The 21,927-nt window shown below is 57.1% G+C and carries 15 protein-coding genes; 8 read left to right on the top strand and 7 right to left on the bottom strand.

Annotated features, from left to right (window positions below; genetic code table 11):
* Positions 1 to 7: 7 nt before the first annotated feature.
* Both yidD and rnpA read right to left on the bottom strand, forming a co-directional pair.
* Positions 8 to 247 carry a membrane protein insertion efficiency factor YidD gene (gene yidD, locus ETAA8_RS14870; protein WP_145089569.1) on the bottom strand — a complete coding sequence of 80 codons (240 nt, stop codon included), beginning with the start codon at positions 245 to 247 and terminating at the stop codon, positions 8 to 10.
* On the bottom strand, positions 244 to 630 hold the full coding sequence (gene rnpA, locus ETAA8_RS34635; RefSeq protein WP_202921844.1) for a ribonuclease P protein component: 387 nt from the start codon (positions 628 to 630) through the stop codon (positions 244 to 246). Before rnpA ends, yidD begins: the two co-directional genes overlap by 4 nt.
* A 109-nt stretch (positions 631 to 739) precedes the next feature.
* Here rnpA and ETAA8_RS14860 point away from each other — a divergent pair, with 109 nt between their 5' ends.
* The 7 genes from ETAA8_RS14860 (at position 740) to ETAA8_RS14830 (ending at position 12,385) form a co-directional block, all read left to right on the top strand.
* A complete protein-coding gene (locus tag ETAA8_RS14860; protein ID WP_202921843.1) occupies positions 740 to 1,216 on the top strand; it encodes a hypothetical protein in 477 nt (158 codons plus the stop codon).
* Positions 1,217 to 1,511: 295 nt separating this feature from the next.
* On the top strand, positions 1,512 to 5,291 hold the full coding sequence (locus ETAA8_RS14855) for an outer membrane protein assembly factor BamB family protein (RefSeq protein ID WP_145089560.1): 3,780 nt from the start codon (positions 1,512 to 1,514) through the stop codon (positions 5,289 to 5,291).
* Between the two features lies 1 nt (position 5,292).
* Complete coding sequence (locus ETAA8_RS14850; RefSeq protein ID WP_145089557.1) at positions 5,293 to 7,689, top strand: ABC transporter substrate-binding protein; 2,397 nt, start codon at positions 5,293 to 5,295, stop codon at positions 7,687 to 7,689.
* A gap of 184 nt (positions 7,690 to 7,873) precedes the next feature.
* Complete coding sequence (locus ETAA8_RS34630; protein ID WP_202921842.1) at positions 7,874 to 9,265, top strand: hypothetical protein; 1,392 nt, start codon at positions 7,874 to 7,876, stop codon at positions 9,263 to 9,265.
* A gap of 174 nt (positions 9,266 to 9,439) precedes the next feature.
* Positions 9,440 to 10,234, top strand: coding sequence for a lipoyl(octanoyl) transferase LipB (locus ETAA8_RS14840; protein WP_145089554.1), 795 nt, complete (start codon positions 9,440 to 9,442; stop codon positions 10,232 to 10,234).
* A 7-nt stretch (positions 10,235 to 10,241) separates the two neighbouring features.
* A complete protein-coding gene (lipA, locus tag ETAA8_RS14835; RefSeq protein WP_391484820.1) occupies positions 10,242 to 11,228 on the top strand; it encodes a lipoyl synthase in 987 nt (328 codons plus the stop codon).
* A 53-nt stretch (positions 11,229 to 11,281) separates the two neighbouring features.
* Positions 11,282 to 12,385: a sulfotransferase family protein gene (locus ETAA8_RS14830; RefSeq protein ID WP_202921841.1), complete on the top strand. Its 1,104-nt coding sequence runs from the start codon at positions 11,282 to 11,284 to the stop codon at positions 12,383 to 12,385.
* A 4-nt stretch (positions 12,386 to 12,389) separates the two neighbouring features.
* Here ETAA8_RS14830 and ETAA8_RS14825 read toward each other — a convergent pair whose 3' ends face one another.
* The 5 genes from ETAA8_RS14825 to ETAA8_RS14805 form a co-directional block, all read right to left on the bottom strand.
* Positions 12,390 to 13,739, bottom strand: coding sequence for a VWA domain-containing protein (locus tag ETAA8_RS14825; RefSeq protein ID WP_145089549.1), 1,350 nt, complete (start codon positions 13,737 to 13,739; stop codon positions 12,390 to 12,392).
* Positions 13,740 to 13,895: 156 nt separating this feature from the next.
* Positions 13,896 to 14,993, bottom strand: coding sequence for a serine hydrolase domain-containing protein (locus ETAA8_RS14820; RefSeq protein WP_145089546.1), 1,098 nt, complete (start codon positions 14,991 to 14,993; stop codon positions 13,896 to 13,898).
* A gap of 82 nt (positions 14,994 to 15,075) precedes the next feature.
* Positions 15,076 to 18,180 carry an error-prone DNA polymerase gene (locus ETAA8_RS14815; protein ID WP_145089543.1) on the bottom strand — a complete coding sequence of 1,035 codons (3,105 nt, stop codon included), beginning with the start codon at positions 18,178 to 18,180 and terminating at the stop codon, positions 15,076 to 15,078.
* A gap of 2 nt (positions 18,181 to 18,182) precedes the next feature.
* Positions 18,183 to 19,643: a Y-family DNA polymerase gene (locus ETAA8_RS14810; RefSeq protein WP_202921840.1), complete on the bottom strand. Its 1,461-nt coding sequence runs from the start codon at positions 19,641 to 19,643 to the stop codon at positions 18,183 to 18,185.
* Positions 19,570 to 20,310 carry an ImuA family protein gene (locus ETAA8_RS14805; RefSeq protein ID WP_202921839.1) on the bottom strand — a complete coding sequence of 247 codons (741 nt, stop codon included), beginning with the start codon at positions 20,308 to 20,310 and terminating at the stop codon, positions 19,570 to 19,572. Before ETAA8_RS14805 ends, ETAA8_RS14810 begins: the two co-directional genes overlap by 74 nt.
* A gap of 318 nt (positions 20,311 to 20,628) precedes the next feature.
* On the opposite strand from ETAA8_RS14805, the gene ETAA8_RS14800 reads away from it, so the two are divergent.
* Positions 20,629 to 21,918 (top strand): ArnT family glycosyltransferase, encoded by a 1,290-nt coding sequence (locus tag ETAA8_RS14800; RefSeq protein ID WP_145089534.1) that lies wholly within the window; start codon positions 20,629 to 20,631, stop codon positions 21,916 to 21,918.
* Positions 21,919 to 21,927 lie beyond the last annotated feature (9 nt).

Genomic DNA, 21,927 nt, shown 5'->3' with positions numbered 1-21,927 from the left:
GTGCATACTAAGGCGGGTCATAGCCCCCACGGCAAAAAGGATTGCAGCGACAAATCCGCCAGAGTCCCTTCAGTGTGCCACGCAGCGGACCATACTTTTCCACCGCACCGATATAGTAATGACTACATGTCGGCTGAAAGCGGCACTGCCGGCCAAAAATCGGGCTCAGAAGCAATTGATACAGGCGCACACAGCCGATGAGCACCGCTGCGAGCAACTTGCTCAAGAGTTGGCAAAGCGAATTCATCTGGTATCCTCCTGCCTGGCATTCGCAGCGGGGATTTTCAAACGCTTTGCCAGTCGCCGCACGAGAGCTGGCAACGAGCGCTGAATCGTCAAACTATCGGCCTGAGCCCCTTTTTGCGGGCGAACGACCAGATCGATGCCGACCGGCAACTCACTGCGGCTGAGTCGAAACGCTTCGCGAATCGATCGTTTCCAATAGTTTCGCTCGGGCGAATTCCCCGACTTCTTCGAAACGCTCAGCCCCAATCGCGACCAAGCAAGGTCGTTCACGCAGCCATGCACAATCAAATAGTCGTCGGCTGCATAGGCTCGCGAAGCAAAAACACGGTCGAACTCGGCCTGCTTGCGCAGGTGAAACGATTTGGGAAAGCTCTGGTCGGTCATGTGGCCCGGGGGAAATATTGTATCGGCACTACCGAATACCAGGATAAGATGGCAGGCGGTTCGAGGCGAGGGATACGAACTGGCGAAATCAAATAGGGGCGGGCATTCCATGAGTGAAGAACGACGGGGCGACAATGGAGCCGCGGTGGCAATTGTGGTTGCCTTGGGAATCATCCTTTTCCTTGGCCTGGTAGTTGTTGTCGGGGTCGGTGCCATCTTTTTCGTTCGCATCAGTCCAGCACCTGCGCCAGTATTGGCAATGCCACCGCAGGCGGTGGTGACAAATTCGGCACCGCAAACTGGCGTTGCTGAATCTGCCGCGCCAGTTGTGCCGCGACTCCCCGTTGAAATCAACGCCCAAGATCAGCTGTTGGTAAGTGGCGAGGCAACCACCCTGGATGAGCTGAAGGCTACGCTCAAAGACATGAAGAACGGAAATTCCGCATTCGCCGAGATCACGGTCAAGTTTGCGGGGTGCTCTCCAGCGAAGATGGGGGAGACGATTGCTTTGCTGAAAGAAGCATGTGTGTTTTACGCGGTGGATCCGGCAGGTGATCGTCCCGCTGAGGATACGGCTACTCCGTAAGAGTTTCCCGACGTCGACAGAGCGAGTTCTTCCCGCTGCGTTTTAAGGGGCACTTCGGATTCCGGATCGAACTTCACAGAATCTTTCTGCTCCGTTGCTGCTGCGCCCCGCAGGTTGAATTAGAATCAAAGTGGCGCGATACTATCTTATCTGGCCGCCTGTCGCTTTCTGCGACATGTTCGTCGACACATGCGGCATGGCAGGACGAACCTGCCCCGTCACTTTTCGAGGCTTAGGGGCGGTGAGCGGGTCAGAAAAGTGCAGACAACGCAGTGAAGCGGGAGCAGCGTGACCGATGTCGGCAGTGAAATTTTTGGAACTTGCAGAAGAACAAGGCTTGCTCGAGCCTCAAGTGATCGCGAGCCTGCGCAAGCAAGTTCAAAGCCGCGCCAATATCACGGCCGATTTGCTTGCCAAGACGCTCATCGACAAGAAGCTGCTGACTGCGTTTCAGGCAAAAAAGCTGGTCGCTGCTGCCTCGCCCCCCGAGCCGGAAATTGATCTCACGCTCGACATTCCCGAGCCATCTGCACCTACCAAGCCAAACGCGCCTCCGCCTGCCGCCGACGATGACTTGGTGATGTTGGAAGCGGTCGAACCTGTGCCGGTTCAAGCGCCAGTGCCAAAGCCGACTGCACCCAAGCCGCAACCAAAAGCGCCGGCAGCTGACGATCTGCTGATGATGGCGTCTTTGGATGACAGTCCACCGCCGACGCCCGCCAAGCCAGTTGCTCCCAAACAAGCCAAGGTTGAGGTCCCTGCGCCAAAGGTGGTCGCCAAGCCGATCTCGAAACCTGCGACGCCGCCAGCCAAGTCGGCGACTCCGGCGTCATCCATGGAGATGGCCCCACTCGACGATCTGACTCCATTGAATGCACCCAATCCGGCCCTTGCTCCCCTGACACCGCTAACACCGCTGCCGCCCGCAAGTGCGCCTGGCAACCCAACGCAACTTGGCGGCCCACCCCCACTCTCTGCACCCGTATCGCTCGATGCCTTCGCAGTGCCAGATTCGTCGGGGATGGGTGGAATGGACGATCTGCTCGCGCCGCTTCCTGCGGGGGGTGGTGCCGATCCTTTTGCTGCGCCGTTGCCAACAGATCCGCTGGGTGGCAAGCCAGCTGGTGGAAAGCCCGGGGTTCAGAAGAAGCTGGGGCAGAAGAATGTTTGGGATTCGCCTCTGATGTTGCTGGGCGGTGGTGCGCTGTTGGTAATGATCGTCGCCTTCGTCATTCTGTACTACTCGCTGACGCGCGGAACTGCGTCGGAGGTTTTTGCGAAGGCAGAAGAGGAATATCGCGGCGGCTCCTATCCTGCGGCGATGGATTTATTCAGTAAGTACATCGAGAAATATCCTAAGGAAAAAGATGTCGGTCGGGCCAAAGTACTGCATGGAATGGCGCAAATCCAACAAGTGAGTAGCAATGCCGATAAGGATCCTCGCTCGGCGCTGCGTGTGGCTTCGGAAGTTCTGCCTGTCATTAAGACGGAACCAGCCTTTGTCGACTCGCGCGGTGAACTCGCTTCAATCCTGCCCGCTATTGCCGATGGCTTTGCAGAGCAAGCCAAAACTGCTGAGAAGATCGAGCGCAAGATCGAACTGACGAAGCTCGCTGACGAGTCGATGTCGCTCGTGAACAACGCCGAGTACCTCCCGTCCTCCGAGCGCAAGAACCTCGAAGGTCGAATTGCTGGGATCATCGATAAGCTTAATTTAACACGCCGGAGCATCGATCAAGACAAAGACCTGCAAACCGCCATCGCGAGCATCAACACGTTGATTGGGGAAGGTAAGACCGCAGAAAGCTATCAGGTGCGGACTGACTTGGTCAGAAAATACCCGGGTTTGGAACCGAATCCGCAATTGATCGGGGCCACGCTCGCCATCAGCGAGCGTGAGCGGCAAGCTGTGCGTCTGGCGGAAACAGCTATTGCCCCAGCCACCGATGATCCCCGGCCGTCAGCGCAGCGAATAGTGCTGGCGAGCCGTACGATCGGAACGGCACCGGCCCCTCCCAGTCGCCCAGTCTTCGTTACGATCGAAGGAGCCGTGTATGGCCTGGATCTAACAACCGGCAAAGTCCTGTGGCGCAGATACGTAGGGCACGAAACGCAAATTATTCCAACCACTTTCGGTCGCGACGTCAGCGCTGACGTGTTGGTAGCCGATGCCCGCGCCCAAGAGCTTTATCGCCTCGAAGCGTTGACAGGGAAGATACGTTGGCGCTTGCCCATTGGCGAACCCTTCTATCAACCCACGCTGGCCGAAGACAAACTGCTGGTGGCGACTTCGTCGGGCAAGTTGATCGAAGTGGAAGCCGAGAGTGGCACATCTGATCGACGCCTCATTTTGCCACAAAAAATCAATGTGCCACCGGCCTACGACACGAAGACCTCTCAGTACTATCAACTGGGCGAACACTCGACGGTCTTTTCATTCAATTCGTCGCTGGCATGTGACGAAACCTTCTACCTTGGTCATAAGGCCGGATCGATCCTCGTTCCTCCGGTACTTGCGGTCAATCACTTGCTCGTGGTCGAAAGCCCCGGAGACGATTTTTCGCTTCTGCACGTCTTGGCACGCGATCCCGAGCAGAACAAATTACGCGAAGTACATCGACCATTTCGTTTGAAGGGACGCGTGGTGACACCGCTTGGTGTCTCTGGTCGCCGAGTGACGGTGGTCACGGACTTGGGGGAAGTGAATGCGTTTGAAGTCGACCCGGCGATTAAAGATCAGCCCGTTCAACCTGTCGGCAAGATCGAAGCCAGCGAACCGGTTCCGTCGCTGCTATATCAGGCGACCGATGGCGGACGCTTATGGCTGGCCGGCCGCCGATGCACGCTGTACGAGATTCAAGTGTCGCTGCAGCAACTCGGGCGCAAATGGTCGATGCATCAAGACGATGCGTTCCTGTCCGCACCACAGATCTTCGGCGAGACCTTGCTACATGTGCGCCGCCGACCTAATTCGCCAGCCGTACTCGTCGAAGCCAGTCAGGCCGCGGATGGCAAGACACTTTGGATTACTCAGCTCGCGGTGCCGCTGGTGGGTTTAGCAGCCGACATCGAGCGTCGGCAATTCATCGCCTTTAACAATCAGGCGCGAGTCTTTGAGATCCCACCCGAGGCGATCACCGCTGGCTATTTCGATCAGCCCTCATTCTCGCCCCCTGCAGCTGTGGGCAATCTGACCTTACGCGAGGCTCGCAAACTGCCCGACGGTCGCTGGCTATCGCTCGGCAGGAGTGGCACTTCGTATGCGCTCTTCTACGATGCCGCGGCGGCCAGTGATCGTTCGCGCCTGATCGATCTCGGCGCTAATGTCAAAGAGTTGGCCTCTCAGACTGTCATGTATAAGCAAGGGCTCGTTTTGCCGCTGACCATCGGTCGCGTGGAATTACTCAACCCTGCGACGACGAAACCAGCTGCCTCTCCATTTCAACCGGCCTTATCTCCTGGGGCACGAATCGCGTGGAACGAGCCCGCCGTGATCGGCAACGATCGAGCAATCGTGCTGGGAGACGGCAAGCAGACCATCTATCGACTGGCTACGAAAGACGTTGCCCAACCTGCTTTGTTGAAAGAAGCGGAAGCGCGAGTCGAAGGAACTCTGATTTCGCCCAGTTCGAGTGCCGAGAGCTTTGTGTACACGGTGGTGCGCGAAACTAGTGGCGACTTTTTGCAAGTTTTTCAAGCTGGCAACCTGGCAGCAGGTGCGAAGTTACCGCTCGGCGGTCGTTGGAAAGCTGGGCCCGTTACAGTGAATGGAAAGACCTTCGTCGAAGTGCAGGAACGAAAACTTCTTTGCTTCGATCAAGATCGTCAGGCATGGCAGATCGACCTTGCACGTGGCCCACTTTCGGCCATGCCGCAGCCGCTGGAAAATGACCTGCTTCTGCTGCACGCAGCGGGGACCATCGTGCGAATCGATCCGAACACAGGCAAAGATATTGCAGCCGTTGAAGTGGGGGAACCTCTGGGCGAAATCGTGAGCGTATTTGGCCCAAGGCTGCTAGTAAGTGGTCGCGATGGCGTGATTCATGTGACTGCTCAACCTCAGGCGAAACCTTAGCATGGGCGGTCAGACAACAACATCGACGAAGCGTTGCTGGTTCGGCACCGAACTGTTGCGTGTCTGTTTGTCGCTTGGTTCCAGCCTGCTTCTGCTTTGCTCGCTAAGTTCCGTTTCCGCCCAAGACGAGCCAGCTGCCAAACCTGCGCCGCCCGCGAACCAGCGCATCTTCGAAGGAGAGCCTTTCGACCGCCTGACGCTCGATGAAAAGAATGAAAGCGCTGTCATCAAGGTGCGTCCCATTCCGTTTCCCAATCGAACTGTCCCTGTCAAGCCCAAGCCAACTGACAAGTTGAAAGTAAAACTGCTCGACGATGCCCGGGATTTCGAAGTCACCTGGTACAACATCAGCAAGCTCGAACTATTCGAGAGTATCGTGCTTGAGGAGGCAAAGTCGTTATTGGCTGCAGGCAAACTCGATGAAGTCTACGACTATCTTTTTTTTCTGTTGAACAATTATCCCAACACTCCTGGTTTGGCCGATGCCCGACAGTCGTATTTGTATGCTGCAGCTGGGCAGGCCTTTCGGCAGAAGCGTTACTCAGAAGCACTTGGCGTGCTTGAAGAATTGCGCTCGCTCAATCCCGACTTTCGCTCAAGTGGCGCAGCGCCGACGATCATGCAGATTGTCGGCAGCACCGCCGACAATCTGATTGGCGGTTACGTCGCGAAAGAAGACTATCGATCTGCCCGCATACTTTTAGAACGGTTGGTGCGCACCTATCAGGCGGGAAATGAGCCCTTTGCCATGAAGTGGCAAACTCAACTCAGCGAGATGGCCGTCACCGAACGCGATAAGGCAAAAGCACTCTTGGAGCAGAAGAAGTTTGTCGAAGCCTACGACGCATCGAGTCGCATGCGCAACATCTGGCCGACCGTTGCTGGCGGGAACGAGTTGCTGATTGAAATGGCGCGCCGCTATCCACTTGTTTCGGTGGGAGTGACTCAACCGGCAAAGTCATTCGATTCGCGCAGTATGATCGATCCCGCTGCCCGCCGCGCCGGTCGCCTGGTGCAGCGACAATTAACGGAGTTTTCCGGCATGGGACCGGAGGGTGGTAGGTACTCCAGTCCGATTGGCGAAATCTCTCGTAGCGATGACGGTCGTTACTTCACGCTCGAAGTGAATGGCGACGGTAATCGCGCCGCGCCGGTTTCCCCATTCGATGTGGCCCAACGACTTTTGCAACTTGCCGACGAATCGCGGCCTGATTCTCTGCCGGCTTGGACGCGGCTCGTTTCGGCGATCCAAGTCAAGCAGACGCAACTAGTGCAAATCGATTTGCGGTTGCCCCATGTGCTCCCCGAGGCTCTGCTGCAGATTCCGGTGGCACCCCCTGCAGACAAGGATTCACCAGGAGATGATTTAGGCCCGTATCGCGTGCTGTCGACGGTCAAGGACAACGCCCGCTTTGTTCGTAACGATGCGTCGCCCTTCGTCACACCAACCCAGCCAGCAGAGATTGTAGAGCGATTGTTTGACGACCCTCAGCGGATGTTGCTGGCGCTCAAACGGGGCGAGGTCGATGTCGTCGACCAGGTGTTTCCGAGCGATGTGATCGGACTTAAGTCGGATCCTGCGATCGCAATCGCGCAGTATTCCGCCCCCACGACCCACATGCTGCTGTTCAATCGAAGCCACCCCTACCTGGCCAATCGTACGTTTCGCCGAGCGCTGCTATATGCCAGCGACCGGCAAACCATCTTGCAACAAGGCCTACTGAAGGGACAAACATTGCCCGGTTGGCGGGTCATTAGCGGGCCGTTTCCAGCACCTGCCAATAGCAGTGATAACATCGCCTATGGCTATGACGAGCAAGTCTTGCCGCGCGCCTACGATCCGCGCCTCGCAATCGTGCTCAAGGTGCTCGCTCAGCGAGAGATGAAAAGCACGGCCGAGAAGTCCAAGAAAGAATTGCCTAAATGGCAACCACTGGTGCTGGGGCATCCGGCTGACGAAACCAGCCGACTGGCTTGCCGCGCTCTCGTCAAGCAATGGCAGATTGCGGGGTTCGAATGCAAACTGCAGGAATTCCCGCCTGGGGTATTTGCCGACCCGCAGGAAAAGTGCGATTTAACCTACGTGCAAGCTGCCACTTGGGAACCCATCATTGATGCCTCGCGCCTGTTTAGTACCGAAGGAATCACGCCCACCGATAACGCCTTCATTCGCTTGGCAATCCGGCAGATCGAAACCGCAACCAATTGGCAGCAAGTGCGGCAGCGGATGCAGCAGTTGCATCAACTGGTGCATGAAGACGTTTCCGTCCTCCCACTGTGGCAAACTTACGACTACTATGCCTACCGCCGCGGCATAACTGCGCTAGAAACCGATCGCGTGACACTCTTTCAAAATGTTCAGCAGTGGCAGCCCGAAACCAAGCTGGTGAGCAAGTAATCGCATGTTGCCACCCGCTGCCATCACGAGTTTTCAGGCGTTCGTTGCCTCCTGGCTGCGTCGGAGGTGCCAAGTCGCGAGCTTTGCGTGCGGGTTGTTGGTATTTCTCTGTTGTTGTTTATCTACAAAACACTGCGCTGCTCAAGCGGCATGGGAATTCACTCCTTATGAAGTGAAGATCTGGTTGTCGTTGCCAGACGATCCGACATGGCAGGGCGCGCAATTCGAGCAGATTCGAGCGACATTGCTTGGCCGTGCCGAGACCACCTTCGGCCCACTTTGGAACTGCGAAGTCCTGCCAGCTCCCGCGTTAGTCGCGGCTGAACTGCGCCAACGAATGGATGAGTTGAAATCGGATCAAATCGTAAATGCTGGTCCCAAGTTGACCGGCATCGATAAAATCTACCTGGTCGGTGTGAATGAAGATCAGGGTAGTCTGCGGATTCTAGTGCGTGAGTTTGATGCGCGAGCCCACCAATTCAGCGTCGTCCTTGCCCGGGAAACGCCGCAGCGCGAAAGTCTGCCTTGGCTGATTTGGGATGCGATCGCGCGCGCGTTCACTCCCATCGCGAAGATCGAACGGGTGGAAGGTCCAACGATCGTTGCCCGACTACGTGCGGGCGGGCTGATCACTACGGACGAATCGCCCGCTTGGATCCGAGCAGGTGCTGTGTTGCGACCGGTCATTCGTCGCAACGATCGAATGGGTGAGCCGCTCAAGGGTGGTATCGGTCTGATACCGTGGACCCTGCTTGAGGTCGATAAACAGGAAAGTTCACTTGTTACCTGCCGACTTCATTCGGGCTACAAATCGCCGATCCCCAGCAAGAGTAATGCGCGCACTGAACGCTTAGCCTTGCTCGTGCAGCCCCAGTTTCCCTCTACGACCTTGCAACTCCGGGCACGCGATGCGAGTCGATCGCCACTGTCCGGCTATGAGATCTGGCGCAAGACCAGCGAAACCGATGGTGAACTGGTTGGAGCGACTGACTGGCGCGGGAACATTGAGTTGCCGCAGGCCGCGACCGGTGCCTTACAAACGTTACTAGTGCGAAGTGGTGGTCAGTTACTCGCGCGGCTTCCCATCGTGCCGGGTCAGCAGTTGAAGATGGAGGCGTCGGTCGTGAACGACGACGGGCGACTGCAAGCGGAGGGGCTGATCGTCGCTTTGCAAAGCAAGATCATGGATCTGGAAGCGCGGCGACAAATCACAGCCGCACGACTTCGTGCGAAGACCAAAGAGGGGAAGTTCGACGAAGCGCAGCAATTGCTCGATCAGTTCCGGGCACTGGAAACACGGGCCGATCTGAGCCGGTTTCTCGACCAGCAGAATATCAAGTCCATCGACCCGACAACGCAAAAGCGCATCGAAAAGCTGGTGATCGATGCGCGAAGCTTGCTATCAAAGTTTTTGGATCCGCAGCTAGGAGTTACGTTGCAGCGAGAACTGCAAACGGCCAAGTCTGCACCGCCCAAACCTCCTGAACCAGCCCCTGCCCCTGCCCCCGTCCCTGTTCCAGCGCCCATGCCAAGCCCGCTGCCCATGCCGACCGAGGTTTCGGCACCAACACCTTAACCAAGACGACTAAAGGGCACACCTAAGACGCGTCGATGCACGCTGGCACCGCTTAAGATGTCCCTTTTTCTTGCTCTGGGCTGTCGAGACGCATTTTGCTAGTCTCCCGCCTTCTCTCGTTTGTCTCTCGTCGCCCCCCTTGCGCAGGTAATTCGTTCCGCGCAATCAATTTATATGCCTCGTTCAGCAAAGTTGCCGCCGCAGTTCGCCAGTCATTTCCACTTGCTTGGGCAGGTGGATTTCGAGGACTGCCTCACCGCGCAAAAGCGGCTTGCCTACGACGCGGCCACGCGTGGCGATGGTCGGTTCACCGCACTGCTGTGCGAGCACCCGGGGCTAATTACGATCGGCCGCCGCGGCTCGCGCGATCAACTGCACCTGAGCGGCGCAGAACTTGCCGAGCGAGAACTGGCAGTGCGATACGTTGCTCGTGGTGGTGGCTGCTTGCTCCACGCTCCTGGCCAGTTGGCAATTTACATCATTACTCAGCTTGAATGGCACCGCTGGTCGGTCGGCGAATTTGTTCGCCGCTTTCAGTCGGGGTTAAGCGCCGCACTGCAGGAATTAGGAGTGACGACCACGATCCTACCAGGACATTTCGGCCTATGGGGGCGAACGGGATTATTGGCAGCATTGGGAATTGCCGTGAGATTTGGCGTCGCCTCGCAGGGCGCCTTTATCAACGTGAATCCTGACATGCGCAGCATTCAGCGGATCGAAACAGTCCCGGCTCGCGAGTTTTCCGGCCTTGTTGCTAGTCTTCCAGCTGGAAATACACTTCCCCCGCAGCGGCCGATTCACTCCTCTCTCCTGTCAGAAACGACGCAGCCCGTTAAAATGACTAGTGTCCGAGCCGCCGTGGTGCCCCACTTGGCTGCCGCGTTTGGCTGTGCCGACTACCACATGCACACCGGCCATCCTCTGCTGCCGGAACTTTCAGGATCTACCCCCCGTGAATCTGCTGCGTGAATTGCCGCTGTATCGCGAGCCTACTAGCGAATGTTCGTCGGGCTGCACGACTACCTCTGCCGAAGTAGCATCGGGGGAGGCCGCGAACGATACGCGTCGTCTTCCGCGCTGGTTGAAGCGCGAAGTTCCCAAAGGCAACTTTAATCATCTAACTCAAGGGCTGCTCGACGAACTCAAGCTTGAGACAGTCTGCGACAACGCCAAGTGCCCCAATCGCATGGAGTGTTACTCGCAGCGAACAGCTACCTTCATGATTCTCGGCAATGTCTGCACTCGCCCCTGCGGCTTTTGCGCCGTCGCCCGTGGACGCACGCAGCAAGTGGAAAGCGACGAGCCTGCGCGCTTGGCAGAAGCATCGCTGCGTTTAGGTCTCAAGCATGTGGTGATTACTTCCGTTACGCGCGACGACTTGCCCGATGGCGGTGCCGAACACTTTTATCAATGCGTCCTCGCCGTGCGCGAAAAAACCGGCGCTGCGGTTGAAGTTCTGACTCCCGATTTTCTCCACAACGATGCCGCGATTTCCCGGGTAGTCGAGTCGCGCCCGGAAGTTTTCAATCACAACACGGAAACAGTTCCTCGCTTGTATCGCAAAGTGCGTGGACCGAAGTCGGATTATCGCTGGACGTTGCACTTGCTGCGCAAAATCAAAGAACTCGATCCGTCGATCAAGACCAAGAGCGGGTTGATGCTAGGTCTGGGTGAGACGACGGACGAACTGTTCGAAGTCCTCGCCGACCTGCGCCGCGCGGGTTGCGACCTCCTGACACTGGGGCAGTACCTGATGCCGAGCGCCGTTTCTGCCGACAACTATTTGCCCGTGGTTCGCTATGTTCCGCCGGAAGAGTTCGAGTTTCTCGGCCGCGCTGCCCGCCAGATGGGCTTTGCCGATGTTGCGAGCGGACCATTCGTCCGCAGCAGTTATCACGCCCGCGATATGGCTGCCGCAACCATCGAAGTGCCGCTACCTTCCATTATTAGTGAATCCGCATGACTAGCTTGACGACGCCTTCTCCGGCACAAAATAAACCGGCTAAAAAGCCGAAGATGAACGACTATCCCTGGTACAGCCCGCGCTTTTGGCATGCGCTGCGGATCAGCGATTGGTGCCGACTTCTCGCGCGCCACGGCTTTCGTGTGCATCCGTTCAAACTGCCGATGGCGGCGATGATTACGGCCACGACGCCGTTCAATTCCGCCGCGGCGCTGCTGCAGCATTTGTGGTTCGGCAGTTACATCGAGCGTACGCGCGTCGAGCAACCTCCCGTCTTTATCGTGGGCCATTGGCGCAGCGGTACGACTCTTCTGCACGAACTGCTCCATCTCGATTCCCGGTTCGCGACTCCCAATACTTATCAGTGCATGGCCCCGCACCATACCTTCGTCACCGAATGGCTGATTGGCAAACGCATGGGCTGGCTCGTTCCCAAGCAGCGCCCCATGGACAACATGGCTGCTGGTTTTCAACGCCCGCAGGAAGATGAGTTTGCCCTGCTCGCACTCGGCGCGCCAACCCCATACGCACGGATGGCCTTTCCAAACGACGTGCCGGCCGATTACAGCGATGTACTCAATCTTGATGAAGCTTCTCCCGCCGATGTTGAGAAGTTTAGGAAGGCGATCGTCTGGTTCGCCAAATTGATTACGTTGCAAACCCGTCAGAAACAGTTACTGCTTAAGTCCCCTCCGCACACCGGTCGCATTGGCCATCTGGCGCAGTGGTTTCCCGGGGCAAAGTTCATTCACATTGCCCGCAGTCCATTCTCGCTTTTTCCTTCGACCACGCGGCTATGGGAGTCGCTGGACGATGTGCAAGGTTTGCAAGTTGCCCGGCATAAGCACCTGCGCGAGTATGTCTTCGATTGCTTCGAGCGGATGTACCGCGGTTACGAAAAACAGCGGAACGAGATTCCAGCGGGCGACTTGTACGAACTTAAGTACGAAGACCTGGTGAAAGACCCCGTGGGCCAGTGCGAGCAAATTTATGAGCGCTTGCAACTCGGCAATTTTGCCCCAGTGCGGGATAAGATCGCCGCGTACATGCAGTCGCAGAAGGATTACCAGACGAACAAGCATCAGATGGATGCTGAAACCGAGGCTGAAATTCGCCGTCGCTGGGCCGGCTATTTTTCACGATTTGGCTACGAATAGTGCCTTAATCCAGGCGTCGATAAGCACCGAAGTTTTGAGCGGCGAGTTCGCGCAGGAAGACGTCGAACGCGTTACCTTCATTGCCGACGCCAATACCAATCACATTGATCGTCGCGCGCCGCACTCGATTGCGGCGGCCAATCATGGTGACAATCTGCTGCGGGTCGTCAATCTTGCTGCCACGCGGCGCGCCATCGGTCAGGAAATAGATCGCATCGCAGTCCTGCGACAAGGCAGCTTCTAGCGCATTGTACGAAGCAGTTTGTGCTCCCGCGTCGCCGCCGATAATGAACCGGACTGCCTCTTGTTTCGATTCGGGCGACGATTGTACAAGTTCTCGCTTCCACGGGATGACGACGGAATTGAAGGCGAGGACGTTGAATCTTACTCCGTCGGGAAGCTTGGCGATTGCGTTTTGCAATTCCCACTTGGCCGCGTCCAACTTGGCACCTCGCATGCTACCGGAATAGTCGATGACGAAGACAATTTTTGAGCCGTAGAGTGGCAAACCATAGTAAGAGGGGATGTTGGCAACCGCCTTCGCGAACAAACCCACTTCTGGTTTTGCGCCATGCGGAAACACAAAAGTAGTCTGTTTTTCTTGCCACCAGCCGGGCCAGTCGGGACGGTCTTCGGCCTTGAGCCCACTAAGTTGAATGAGCCGACGTTCGATGTCGGCGCGAGTCTCACCTTCGGCGGTGGTAACCGCTTGCACTAACTTCGCCACAGCTTCGGGTTCGTCGATCTTGCACAAGGCCTGAACCAGCGCACGTTTCAGACCCGCATGGGAAGTGGTAAGCGGAAGGTCGCTCAAATGATACAGCGAACGTGCGCTGGCCGAGTCTCCCATTTCTGCAAGTTGATCGACAATTGTTACCAAAAGTTGCACGCCGGCCGGGCTCTTTTCAGTTTGATCAAAGGCCTGTTGCGCAAACTCTTTAACCTTCGGGTCATCACTACTTAACAACACGATCATCCGCATCGCTGTCGCGGCTTCAATCTTTTCGACCTTTAAATCCCGCAGCACATCGGTGAGCAATTCTTTGCCCACCACTTCCGAATTTGCATACGACCGCAGCGCTGCAAAGCAGCCGCGCCGGACATCTGGAAACTTGGACAGGCTCCCTTGCAACAGGAGCGTGTTCGCCGCATCGGGTGTGGGAAATTCCTTGAATCTGGTAATCGCAGCGGATCGCACTTCTGCTTTGGATGACCGGAGATCGAGAACGAGCTTTGACTTGGCAGCGCGAAACGCTGAATCTATGTTGTCAGCAAAACAAATGGCAGAAAAGTGAGTGGGGTGAAGCGCAATGCCGACCGCCACGATTCGCAGGATGGAAGCGAGCGGTTTCATGGGTGTAAATTTCGGGGGAAAGCGGGCAGATCGCAGGAATGTTCGATGCACGGTACTACCAACTCATTTTCAGGCGGTGAAAAACCGAAGTCAACGCAACGAGCAGTCGTTGGCGATCTCTGGAAATAATCTTCGAACAGTCCGATCAGCGTCGCTTTACCGCACTGCCGCAGCAACGTAGTTGGCTGCTACTTCACGTGGATGAGGCTGCACGGCGCGGCGCGGGAGCGTGGTCAGAACCACGCAAATGGTTTTACTCTGGGGATCGGCCCAGCAGAGTGTGCCCGTGGATCCAGTGTGACCAAAGGTTTGGTCGGAGCAGCCTTTACTGCCGGACTCGGCGCCAACGTGAAATCCAAGACCGCGCGGCGTGAATCCTGCGGGATTGTGGTTTTGGAGCATCAGTCGCGCTGTGGCGGGCTTGATAGCAACGTTCCGCTGGTCCATGAACTCCGCGAGAAATCTACCGACATCGGGAGCCGAGGCATGCGTGCCTCCCCACGGAGCGCCCAGTTTGCGCCAGTAGGGGCTGTTCCAGTTCCAGTCTTTAGCCTGGGGATCGCCGCTTCCTGATTCGGGCGCAGCGCCGTCCATCTGGCAAGGGAGCAGGTCCGTGAGTTGGAACCGACCGACTCCTTGGGCCGAATGCTTCATCCCCAGCGGCTGCAATACGCTGCGATCGACAAGTGTCAGGATATCGGTGCCGCTGATCAGTTCCGCGATGCGGGTCGCCAACAAGATTCCCATGCTGGAGTATTGGTATTTCGTCCCTGGGGCAAAGCTCAGCGGGGTGCGCAGTGTCTGCTCACTGAATTCTGTGAGTGAAGCATGCCTCTTGCGCAGTTCATTGTTGCTGGCCAATTGGTCGGGCAAACCGGAGACGTGGGTTAGCAAGTGGCGGATCGTTACATCGTCTCGCCCTCCGCCTGTGAAGGTGGGAAGGAACTTCTTCACGCGATCTTCGAGTTGGAACTTGCCCTGGTCATAAAGGGTCATCACCGCCGTGATGTTGATTGGCTTCGAAATGGAACCTAGCAGGAACATGGCGTCGCCTGTGGTGGCCTGCCCGAAGTGGCGGGTGTACGAATCGTCCTTTTGGGAAACGTACAGGGTGGCTGCGTGAACTTGCTTCGAATCGGTGGCCTTCGTCAGTACCTCGGCTGCTGCGTCCCATCTACCCGCGCGAACGGCTGCAAGAATTGGCGAAGTGAACGTAGCTGCCGCAGTGGCTTGTAGAAAGCTGCGTCGTCGCATGGTTGAGGCGCCTTTGGATATGAGTTGAGTATTCGAGCGGTCAGCAAATCGTACATCACTTGCAGAGGTATTGTCCTCTGATTCAATGAAAATCGCGGGACTGGGATTTCATCCCACCAACGCGGCCAGCGAGGTTCTCTAACTTCGTGACCAGCACGTGAATTACCTCACGTTGATTTTGGAGGCGACCGGTGGCGATCAAGGCAGCAGCAGTGCGAGCCACCTTATAATAGCGGTCCCAAACTTCTACGCGGATGATCAGGTTGGCGACTCCCGTCTCGTCTTCGAGTGTGACGAAGGTTATTCCCTTTGCGGTACTGGGACGCTGCCGAACGAGTACCAGCCCGGCGACTTTGATTGACGTGCCATCGGGCTTTTCACTCAACTCTGCTGCGGGAGTGATTTGCAGCGATTGCATTTCATCGCGAAAAAACGACAGAGGATGCGCTCGCAGCGAAAGGCCTTGGGTCCGATAGTCGGCAAGAACCTGCTCGAGTCCGCTCATGGCAGGCAGTTCGCTGGGAACATCTTCTTCGTCCGCCAGGCCAGCCAGCAGCGGGAGTTTCTTCGGCTCTTGCGCCAGCGACTGCCAGAGGGCTTGCCGACGATCTAATTGCAACGAATGGAAGGCATCGGCATCGGCCAGCAATTTGACAACCGGAACGCCGAGTTCCGTCCGCTCCGTAAAATCGGTGACCGAGCAGAAAGGACGCGCCTGGGCAATTCTCGAAACCACGGTGGCCGATAAGCCCGCAATGGTCCTTAACCCCAACCGCATTGCGCCAGCTTCGAGTGTGCAGTCCCACTCGCTGTGATTGACGTCAACCGGCAAGACTTTCACGCCGTTCTCGCGCGCGTTGCGAACCAGTTGCGCGGGAGCATAAAAGCCCATCGGTTGACTGTTGATGAGCGACGCACAAAAGGCTGCTGGATAGTGATGCTTTAGCCAGGCCGACGCATACACCAGCAGCGCGAAACTGGCGGCGTGCGACTCCGGAAAGCCATACTCGCCAAAGCCTTTAATCTGATTGAAAACCCGTTCGGCGAACTCCGTCGAAAGTCCCTTAGCCGTCATCCCATCAATGAGCTTCTTACCGAACCGTTCAATCACTCCCGTCTTTCGCCAGCTGCCCATCGCTCGCCGCAATTCGTCGGCTTCGCCCGGAGTGAAGCCCGCCGCAACCACCGCCAAACGCATCGCCTGCTCTTGAAACAAGGGCACTCCCAACGTTTTCTGCAGCACCTTGCCGATTTCTTCGCTGGGATAAGTGATGGCTTCTTCGCCAGTGCGACGGCGTAAATAAGGATGCACCATGTTGCCTTGTATGGGTCCGGGGCGAACGATGGCTACTTCAATCACCAGGTCATAAAAGCATTCCGGGCGCAGGCGTGGCAGCATGCTCATTTGTGCGCGACTTTCGATTTGAAAGACGCCCATCGTGTCGGCGCGGGAGATCATCGTGTAAACAGCGGTATCTCCTTCGGGAATATCTGCCAGTGTGAGTGCGCGGCCCGTTGCTTGTTCGATTAATGCAAAACATTTACGAATGGCTGTGAGCATGCCCAGCGAGAGGCAGTCGACCTTCAGCAGGCCCAGTTCGTCGAGGTCGTTTTTGTCCCACTCAATGACGGTGCGACCGGGCATGGCCGCGTTTTCAATGGGAACCAATTCCCACAACGGTCGCTGCGTGATTACCATGCCACCAACATGTTGCCCCAAATGCCGCGGAAAGCCGATAAGTTCTCCTGCGAGTGCAAAAAGTTGCGATCCCAAGAGAGAATCGTGATCGAGCCCCGCCTGGACCAGTCGCTCGTTCATCTTCTCCGCATGATAACTATCGAGATGCTTGGCCAGCTTATCGACCTTGTCGAGTGACAGTCCCAGCGCCTTTCCCACATCGCGAACCGCCGAGCGCGGCCGATAGGTAATCACTTCAGCGACGATGCCGGCTCGTTCGCGACCATATTTGTCGTAGAGATATTGCAGTACTTCCTCGCGTCGCTCGTGCTCGAAATCGATGTCGATGTCCGGAGCTTCGTCGCGCTCGGCGCTGATGAAGCGTTCGAACAACACATCGATGCGATCGGGGTCGACGGCAGTCACTCCCAGGCAATAGCAAACGACCGAGTTGGCTGCCGAGCCACGCCCCTGACAGAGAATGCCGCGCTCACGAGCAAAACGAACCAGATCCCAAACAGTCAAAAAATAGGCTTCGTAATGAAGTTGGTTGATCAGCTGAAGTTCGTAATGGATTTGCTGCTCGACCTTCTCGGGCAATCCCGCTGGATATCGCTGCTGAGCTCCGTTCCAGGTTAAGTGAGCCAGATACTGGGGAAGGGATTGCCCAGGTGGAGATAGTTCCTCGGGATATTCGTACTTCAGTTCATCCAGCGAGAAGGTGCAGCGGGCGGCGATTTCGAGCGTTCTGCGCACGGCTTCTGGTGCGTGGGCAAATAGCTCCTCCATTTGTTCAGGCGATTTCAAATGCCGCTCGGCATTGGGGAGCAGCAGTTCGGCAGCTTCAGTTACCGTACAGCCGGCGCGAATGGCTGTTAGCACATCCGCCAAGGGCCTCCGCTCGGGAGTATGAAAATGAACTCCACCTGCGGCAACTAAAGGAGTGTTCGCCCGTTTTGCTAACCGCAGAGCGTGTTGTAAATCGTGCTCGTCATTGGTTCCGTAGTGCAACTCGGCCAGCAGATAACACCGATCGGCAAACACTTCGCGGTAGCGAAATACATCGACATGCTGATCGATCACACACGCGAGCAAGCCGGCGGCATGCCTGGCCACATCGTCAAATGTCAGGTGACATTCTCCTTTGGGGGCCTTGCGCCGTCCCAATGTAATGAGCTGCGAAAGCCTGCTGTAGGCAGGGCGATCGGTTGCCAGCAGCACGAGGGGCGCGGCATCGATTGGCACGATCTCCGCGCCAATCAGCAACTTGAGTCCCACTTGCTTGGCTGCTCCATGCGCGCGAACCACACCTGCCAAGCTGTTGCGGTCGGTGATCGCGAGCGCGGCATAACTCAATTCGGCCGCGCGATTTACTAGTTCGTCGGGATGCGATGCTCCTTCCAAGAACGAAAAGTTCGTCTTGCAGTGCAATTCGGCATAATTGCCCGGTCTCACCTGGCTCGGCGGAGTGAGCCGAATGATTCGTTTGTCATCGTGGTGTTCGGGCATGGTTAAGCGAAGACCCCGTGCAAAAACCATTTGCCGCCACTGCGAAAGAGCCAGTAATGCTGGCCGATATCGCACTCCACTCGGTAGTAATCGCGCCGAATGTATTGGCCGCGCCACCAGCCCGTTTGAATTCGCTCGGGGCCCCAGCTGCGCAGAATGCGATGCTCTCCCCCTTGCAGCCGAAACTTCACCGGTGCTCCTGCTGGTGCAATCGATAACGCGGCGAGTGGGAGGGGAGGCCGCGTTAAAAACAACGGTCGCAGCGGCAATTTGCGATGCTCGGTGCCAAGCGAGCGATTAGCCCTGCCAGCCAGAATTTCATAACGAAAAGCATACTCCGGCTGAGCATCGGCCCCGAGCAAGGCTCGCAAGACAGCCTCTCGTCCCAAGCGGCTACTCAGGCGGTCGATCAAGAGAGCCAAGTCGCGCGTGTGATTCTGGTTCGTAACGAACAATTCCCGCTGTCGAGCGATTAAGCGGGCAGAAAGAAGCACTGCCAGGCATACGCCAGACACCGGGCCCGGGATAAGACATTGCTCCAATTGCATTGCGACCAGTTCCTGCAAATGGCGAGGATTGCCACTGGCCTCAAACAACCCCACGATGAAGTGCACCTCTTCGTTTTCACACTTCAACTGGCAACTCAGTTGGATTGCCCCTAATTGCCGCGCCGCCAGCGCTGCCGAGATTTCAGTCACCAGTTGCTGCAGAACGGCGGCGAGTACGCTGCGACTTTCCACCGGATTTTCAAACTCTCGCCGCGCAAGAATCTCCGGCACGGCGCGCTCTGCGGTAATCATCTCGGGCTTCGCTCCCGTGAGCTGATCCAGGCGATCGAGTAACAGTTGCCCGAATCGTGCCATCAAGGCGGTACGGGGCAAAGCCAAGATTTGCCCCACGCGCTGAATGCCAAGTTCCCTTAATACCTGCAGAATATTGAAGGGCAACCGCAAGGTTTCGATCGCGAGATTGCAAAGCACCTTCTGGTCGCCTGGAGCGACAATCCGCGGCGACTCCGGGTCGTGCGTCACTGCCCAAGCCAGGCCCGGCGTATCGGCGATGGCCAATTGGCACTGCAAATCTCGGCGAGAAAAGGCGCGGAGAATTTGCTCGGCTAGTTCTCGCTCGCCAGCAATGAGCGACGAGAGCCCCGAAATATCGAAAAACAGACTGCTGGGGCGATCGGTCTCTTCCAGTCCCACCAGCGGACAAAATTGTTCGCACCAGACGGCGATTCGCTCGAGCGTGCTGCGATCGAGGAACGGGTCGTAACGTTCGAGATGCACGCCCGTGGCTTCGGCGACAGGAGTGCCGGGCAAAAGATCGGACCTGCTCGACGCGACGATTCGGCAACCTTGCCGTTCTTCATAAATCGCGACCGCGCGGCGCTTAAGCTCGGGACGAGCGTTGCACAGGCGTTGAACTGGCCAATTGGGAAGGCGGAGACAAAGTATTCGCGTCATGGAGCAGGCCCTCTTCACTGAGTTCAACTTCCAAGGATTTGGCTTCCATGGTTCGAGCGCCCCCCGTGGGACTGCGCAGTATCTCCAGGCGAAATCTCCTCCTCTCACCTCCCACAACAGGGACCACCAACAAGCGAACTTCGGCCCACGAGGGTTCGTGACGAGCGGATTCGCTGCGGACGATCAGTCCTAAACTGCGCCCCGCTTCGGCCGCTAATTGCCAACGCCGAAAGGCCCGGTCATCGAATCGATCTGGCCAACACAACACTGCTGCGACTGCCGGGCAGCGAAGGGCTTGAGTCAACGTCCAGTCCTGGTCGCGCTTGGTGGTGGGACGCGCGACGATCGTCCGTGACAAAACCAGCCCGAGCGCTGCGGCAGCAGGTGGATAAAATTGCTGCTGCCGATCGACAATCACAATCGCCTGACTTCCCTGGGTTACCCCAAAACCTTGCGCCGCTCGTTGGGCGGCGATGATTGCTAGCGTGGCTGCCCCGCTCCCTTCTGCTGCCAACCACTCGACCAGCGATCCGCGCCGAAAGCCCCCTCCCAACTCAGCATCTAAGGCCCGGCTGCCGCTAGCAACGAAGTCGTTGCCGAAGCTTTTGGCTCCCTGACGTAATGCTCCTTGCAGAGCGGCCACGACTTCTTGGCGTGATGCAGGCACGATCAATCCCCTTGGCAGAAACTGTACTTATGTACAGTTATTTGTCAACCTCGATCTTCAGGGGGCAAACGGATCGGCAGGTAGCGATTGGAGACCAAAAAAATCGTCGTAAGTCCAAGCCCGAACGCCAGTGATAGCACTTTTTCATGTGCGGCCGACCAATTCATCTGGCTGCTGCGAATAGCAGTGGTAGCTGGCAGACAGCAATCGCTCTAAATCGTAGCCCTGGCTTGTCTTGCGTCTAAACTCCATTTCTTCTACGATTCCTCGCGCGCGAGCCCACTCGGGGCTCCCGATTTTTTTGTGCGAGGCCACTTCATGCTCCCCGGAATTCGTACTCGCTGGGTGCTCGCGGCCATTCTGGCTGTCGCGCTCATCGTGCGACTGGGGGCTGCCTTCTGGTGGCAAAGCCGAGTCCCAGCGGGCCAGCGGTTTGGTTTTCCTGATAGTGAAAGTTATTGGCAACTGGGACAGACAATTGCCGCTGGTCAGCCTTATGAGTTTGGCCCCGAGCGCTATCGAGTCTTCCGTACCCCCGGTTATCCACTGCTGTTGAGCGTGCTCTTTGTTGCCGGTGGCCACGATGTTTCAGTCATGAGTGGTCGCTTCCTTTCGGCACTCCTCGGCACACTTACGGTGGCGCTCGCTGCCGCGCTGGCGTGGCAGATGTTCGACGATCGAACGGCACTTCTTACCGCCCTCGCGGTGACGGTCTATCCCGAAGCGATTGCCCAAAGTGTGTTCGTATTAAGCGAAGCACCCTTCACTCCGTTAATGATCGCGCAGCTCATCGCCTGGCTGGCAGCCTGGCGAGCAAGTTCGCGCCGCGACGTAGTGATCTATTCGTTACTCGCTGGTGTTGCGGCGGGAGTGGCCACGCTGATGCGACCCAGTTGGTTACTGTTCACTCCTTTCGCGCTGGGCATCGGCATCGTGCTGACTGTCGAGCGAGTGAAGCAGTTGCAGATTGGCGTGCTGATGATGGTGGGACTCGCGCTGACGATGTCTCCCTGGTGGTATTACACCTACTCCGTCGCCGGGCGATTTGTCCCCACTTCGTTGCAAGTGGGCGCAAGCTTGTACGACGGATTAAGTCCCATCGCCACGGGCGCAAGCGACATGCGCTTCGTCCCCGAGTACGAACGTTTACAAAAACAGCTGGACGCTGCGAATCTGCCGCCGGCAAATCAACTCTTCGAAGATCGACTCGACCAGCGACTGCAGCGCGACAGCGTCGCCTGGATAACCGCCAACCCCCAACGAGCGTTGCAACTGGCCGGGATAAAATTCCTGCGCATCTGGAGTCCTCTCCCCAATGCCGCTGAGTTCCGCAGCAATAAGCTGCGCCTCGTGCTGATGATCAGCTATCTCCCCGCCATGATTCTGGCCGCGATCGGCTTGTGGCGATCGCGCTCGCACGGTTGGCCGGTGTGGCTGCTTCTGCTGCCCGCGATTTACTTCACCTCGTTGCACATGATCTTCGTAAGCTCCATTCGTTACCGGCAGCCCGCCATGGTTCCGCTGCTGATTCTCTCGGCCGTGGCCGTTTCCTGGCTCATCACGACTGTTCGTAGACCGCCCACTACCTCCTCAACTTCAAACAGCTAAATCACCGCG

This window comes from Anatilimnocola aggregata (assembly GCF_007747655.1).
GTDB classification, from domain to species: domain Bacteria; phylum Planctomycetota; class Planctomycetia; order Pirellulales; family Pirellulaceae; genus Anatilimnocola; species Anatilimnocola aggregata.
The sequence above is the reverse complement of the archived record's forward strand: the minus strand, read 5'-3'. Positions and strand labels throughout refer to the sequence as shown.

What these genes read in the sequence shown, in the direction of transcription:
- yidD (WP_145089569.1), bottom strand. Translation starts at nt 247, where the DNA reads ATGAATTCGCTTTGCCAACTCTTGAGCAAGTTGCTCGCAGCGGTGCTC.
- rnpA (WP_202921844.1), bottom strand. Translation starts at nt 630, where the DNA reads ATGACCGACCAGAGCTTTCCCAAATCGTTTCACCTGCGCAAGCAGGCC.
- ETAA8_RS14860 (WP_202921843.1), top strand. Translation starts at nt 740, where the DNA reads ATGAGTGAAGAACGACGGGGCGACAATGGAGCCGCGGTGGCAATTGTG.
- ETAA8_RS14855 (WP_145089560.1), top strand. Translation starts at nt 1,512, where the DNA reads ATGTCGGCAGTGAAATTTTTGGAACTTGCAGAAGAACAAGGCTTGCTC.
- ETAA8_RS14850 (WP_145089557.1), top strand. Translation starts at nt 5,293, where the DNA reads ATGGGCGGTCAGACAACAACATCGACGAAGCGTTGCTGGTTCGGCACC.
- ETAA8_RS14840 (WP_145089554.1), top strand. Translation starts at nt 9,440, where the DNA reads ATGCCTCGTTCAGCAAAGTTGCCGCCGCAGTTCGCCAGTCATTTCCAC.
- ETAA8_RS14830 (WP_202921841.1), top strand. Translation starts at nt 11,282, where the DNA reads ATGAACGACTATCCCTGGTACAGCCCGCGCTTTTGGCATGCGCTGCGG.
- ETAA8_RS14825 (WP_145089549.1), bottom strand. Translation starts at nt 13,739, where the DNA reads ATGAAACCGCTCGCTTCCATCCTGCGAATCGTGGCGGTCGGCATTGCG.
- ETAA8_RS14820 (WP_145089546.1), bottom strand. Translation starts at nt 14,993, where the DNA reads ATGCGACGACGCAGCTTTCTACAAGCCACTGCGGCAGCTACGTTCACT.
- ETAA8_RS14815 (WP_145089543.1), bottom strand. Translation starts at nt 18,180, where the DNA reads ATGCCCGAACACCACGATGACAAACGAATCATTCGGCTCACTCCGCCG.
- ETAA8_RS14810 (WP_202921840.1), bottom strand. Translation starts at nt 19,643, where the DNA reads ATGACGCGAATACTTTGTCTCCGCCTTCCCAATTGGCCAGTTCAACGC.
- ETAA8_RS14800 (WP_145089534.1), top strand. Translation starts at nt 20,629, where the DNA reads ATGCTCCCCGGAATTCGTACTCGCTGGGTGCTCGCGGCCATTCTGGCT.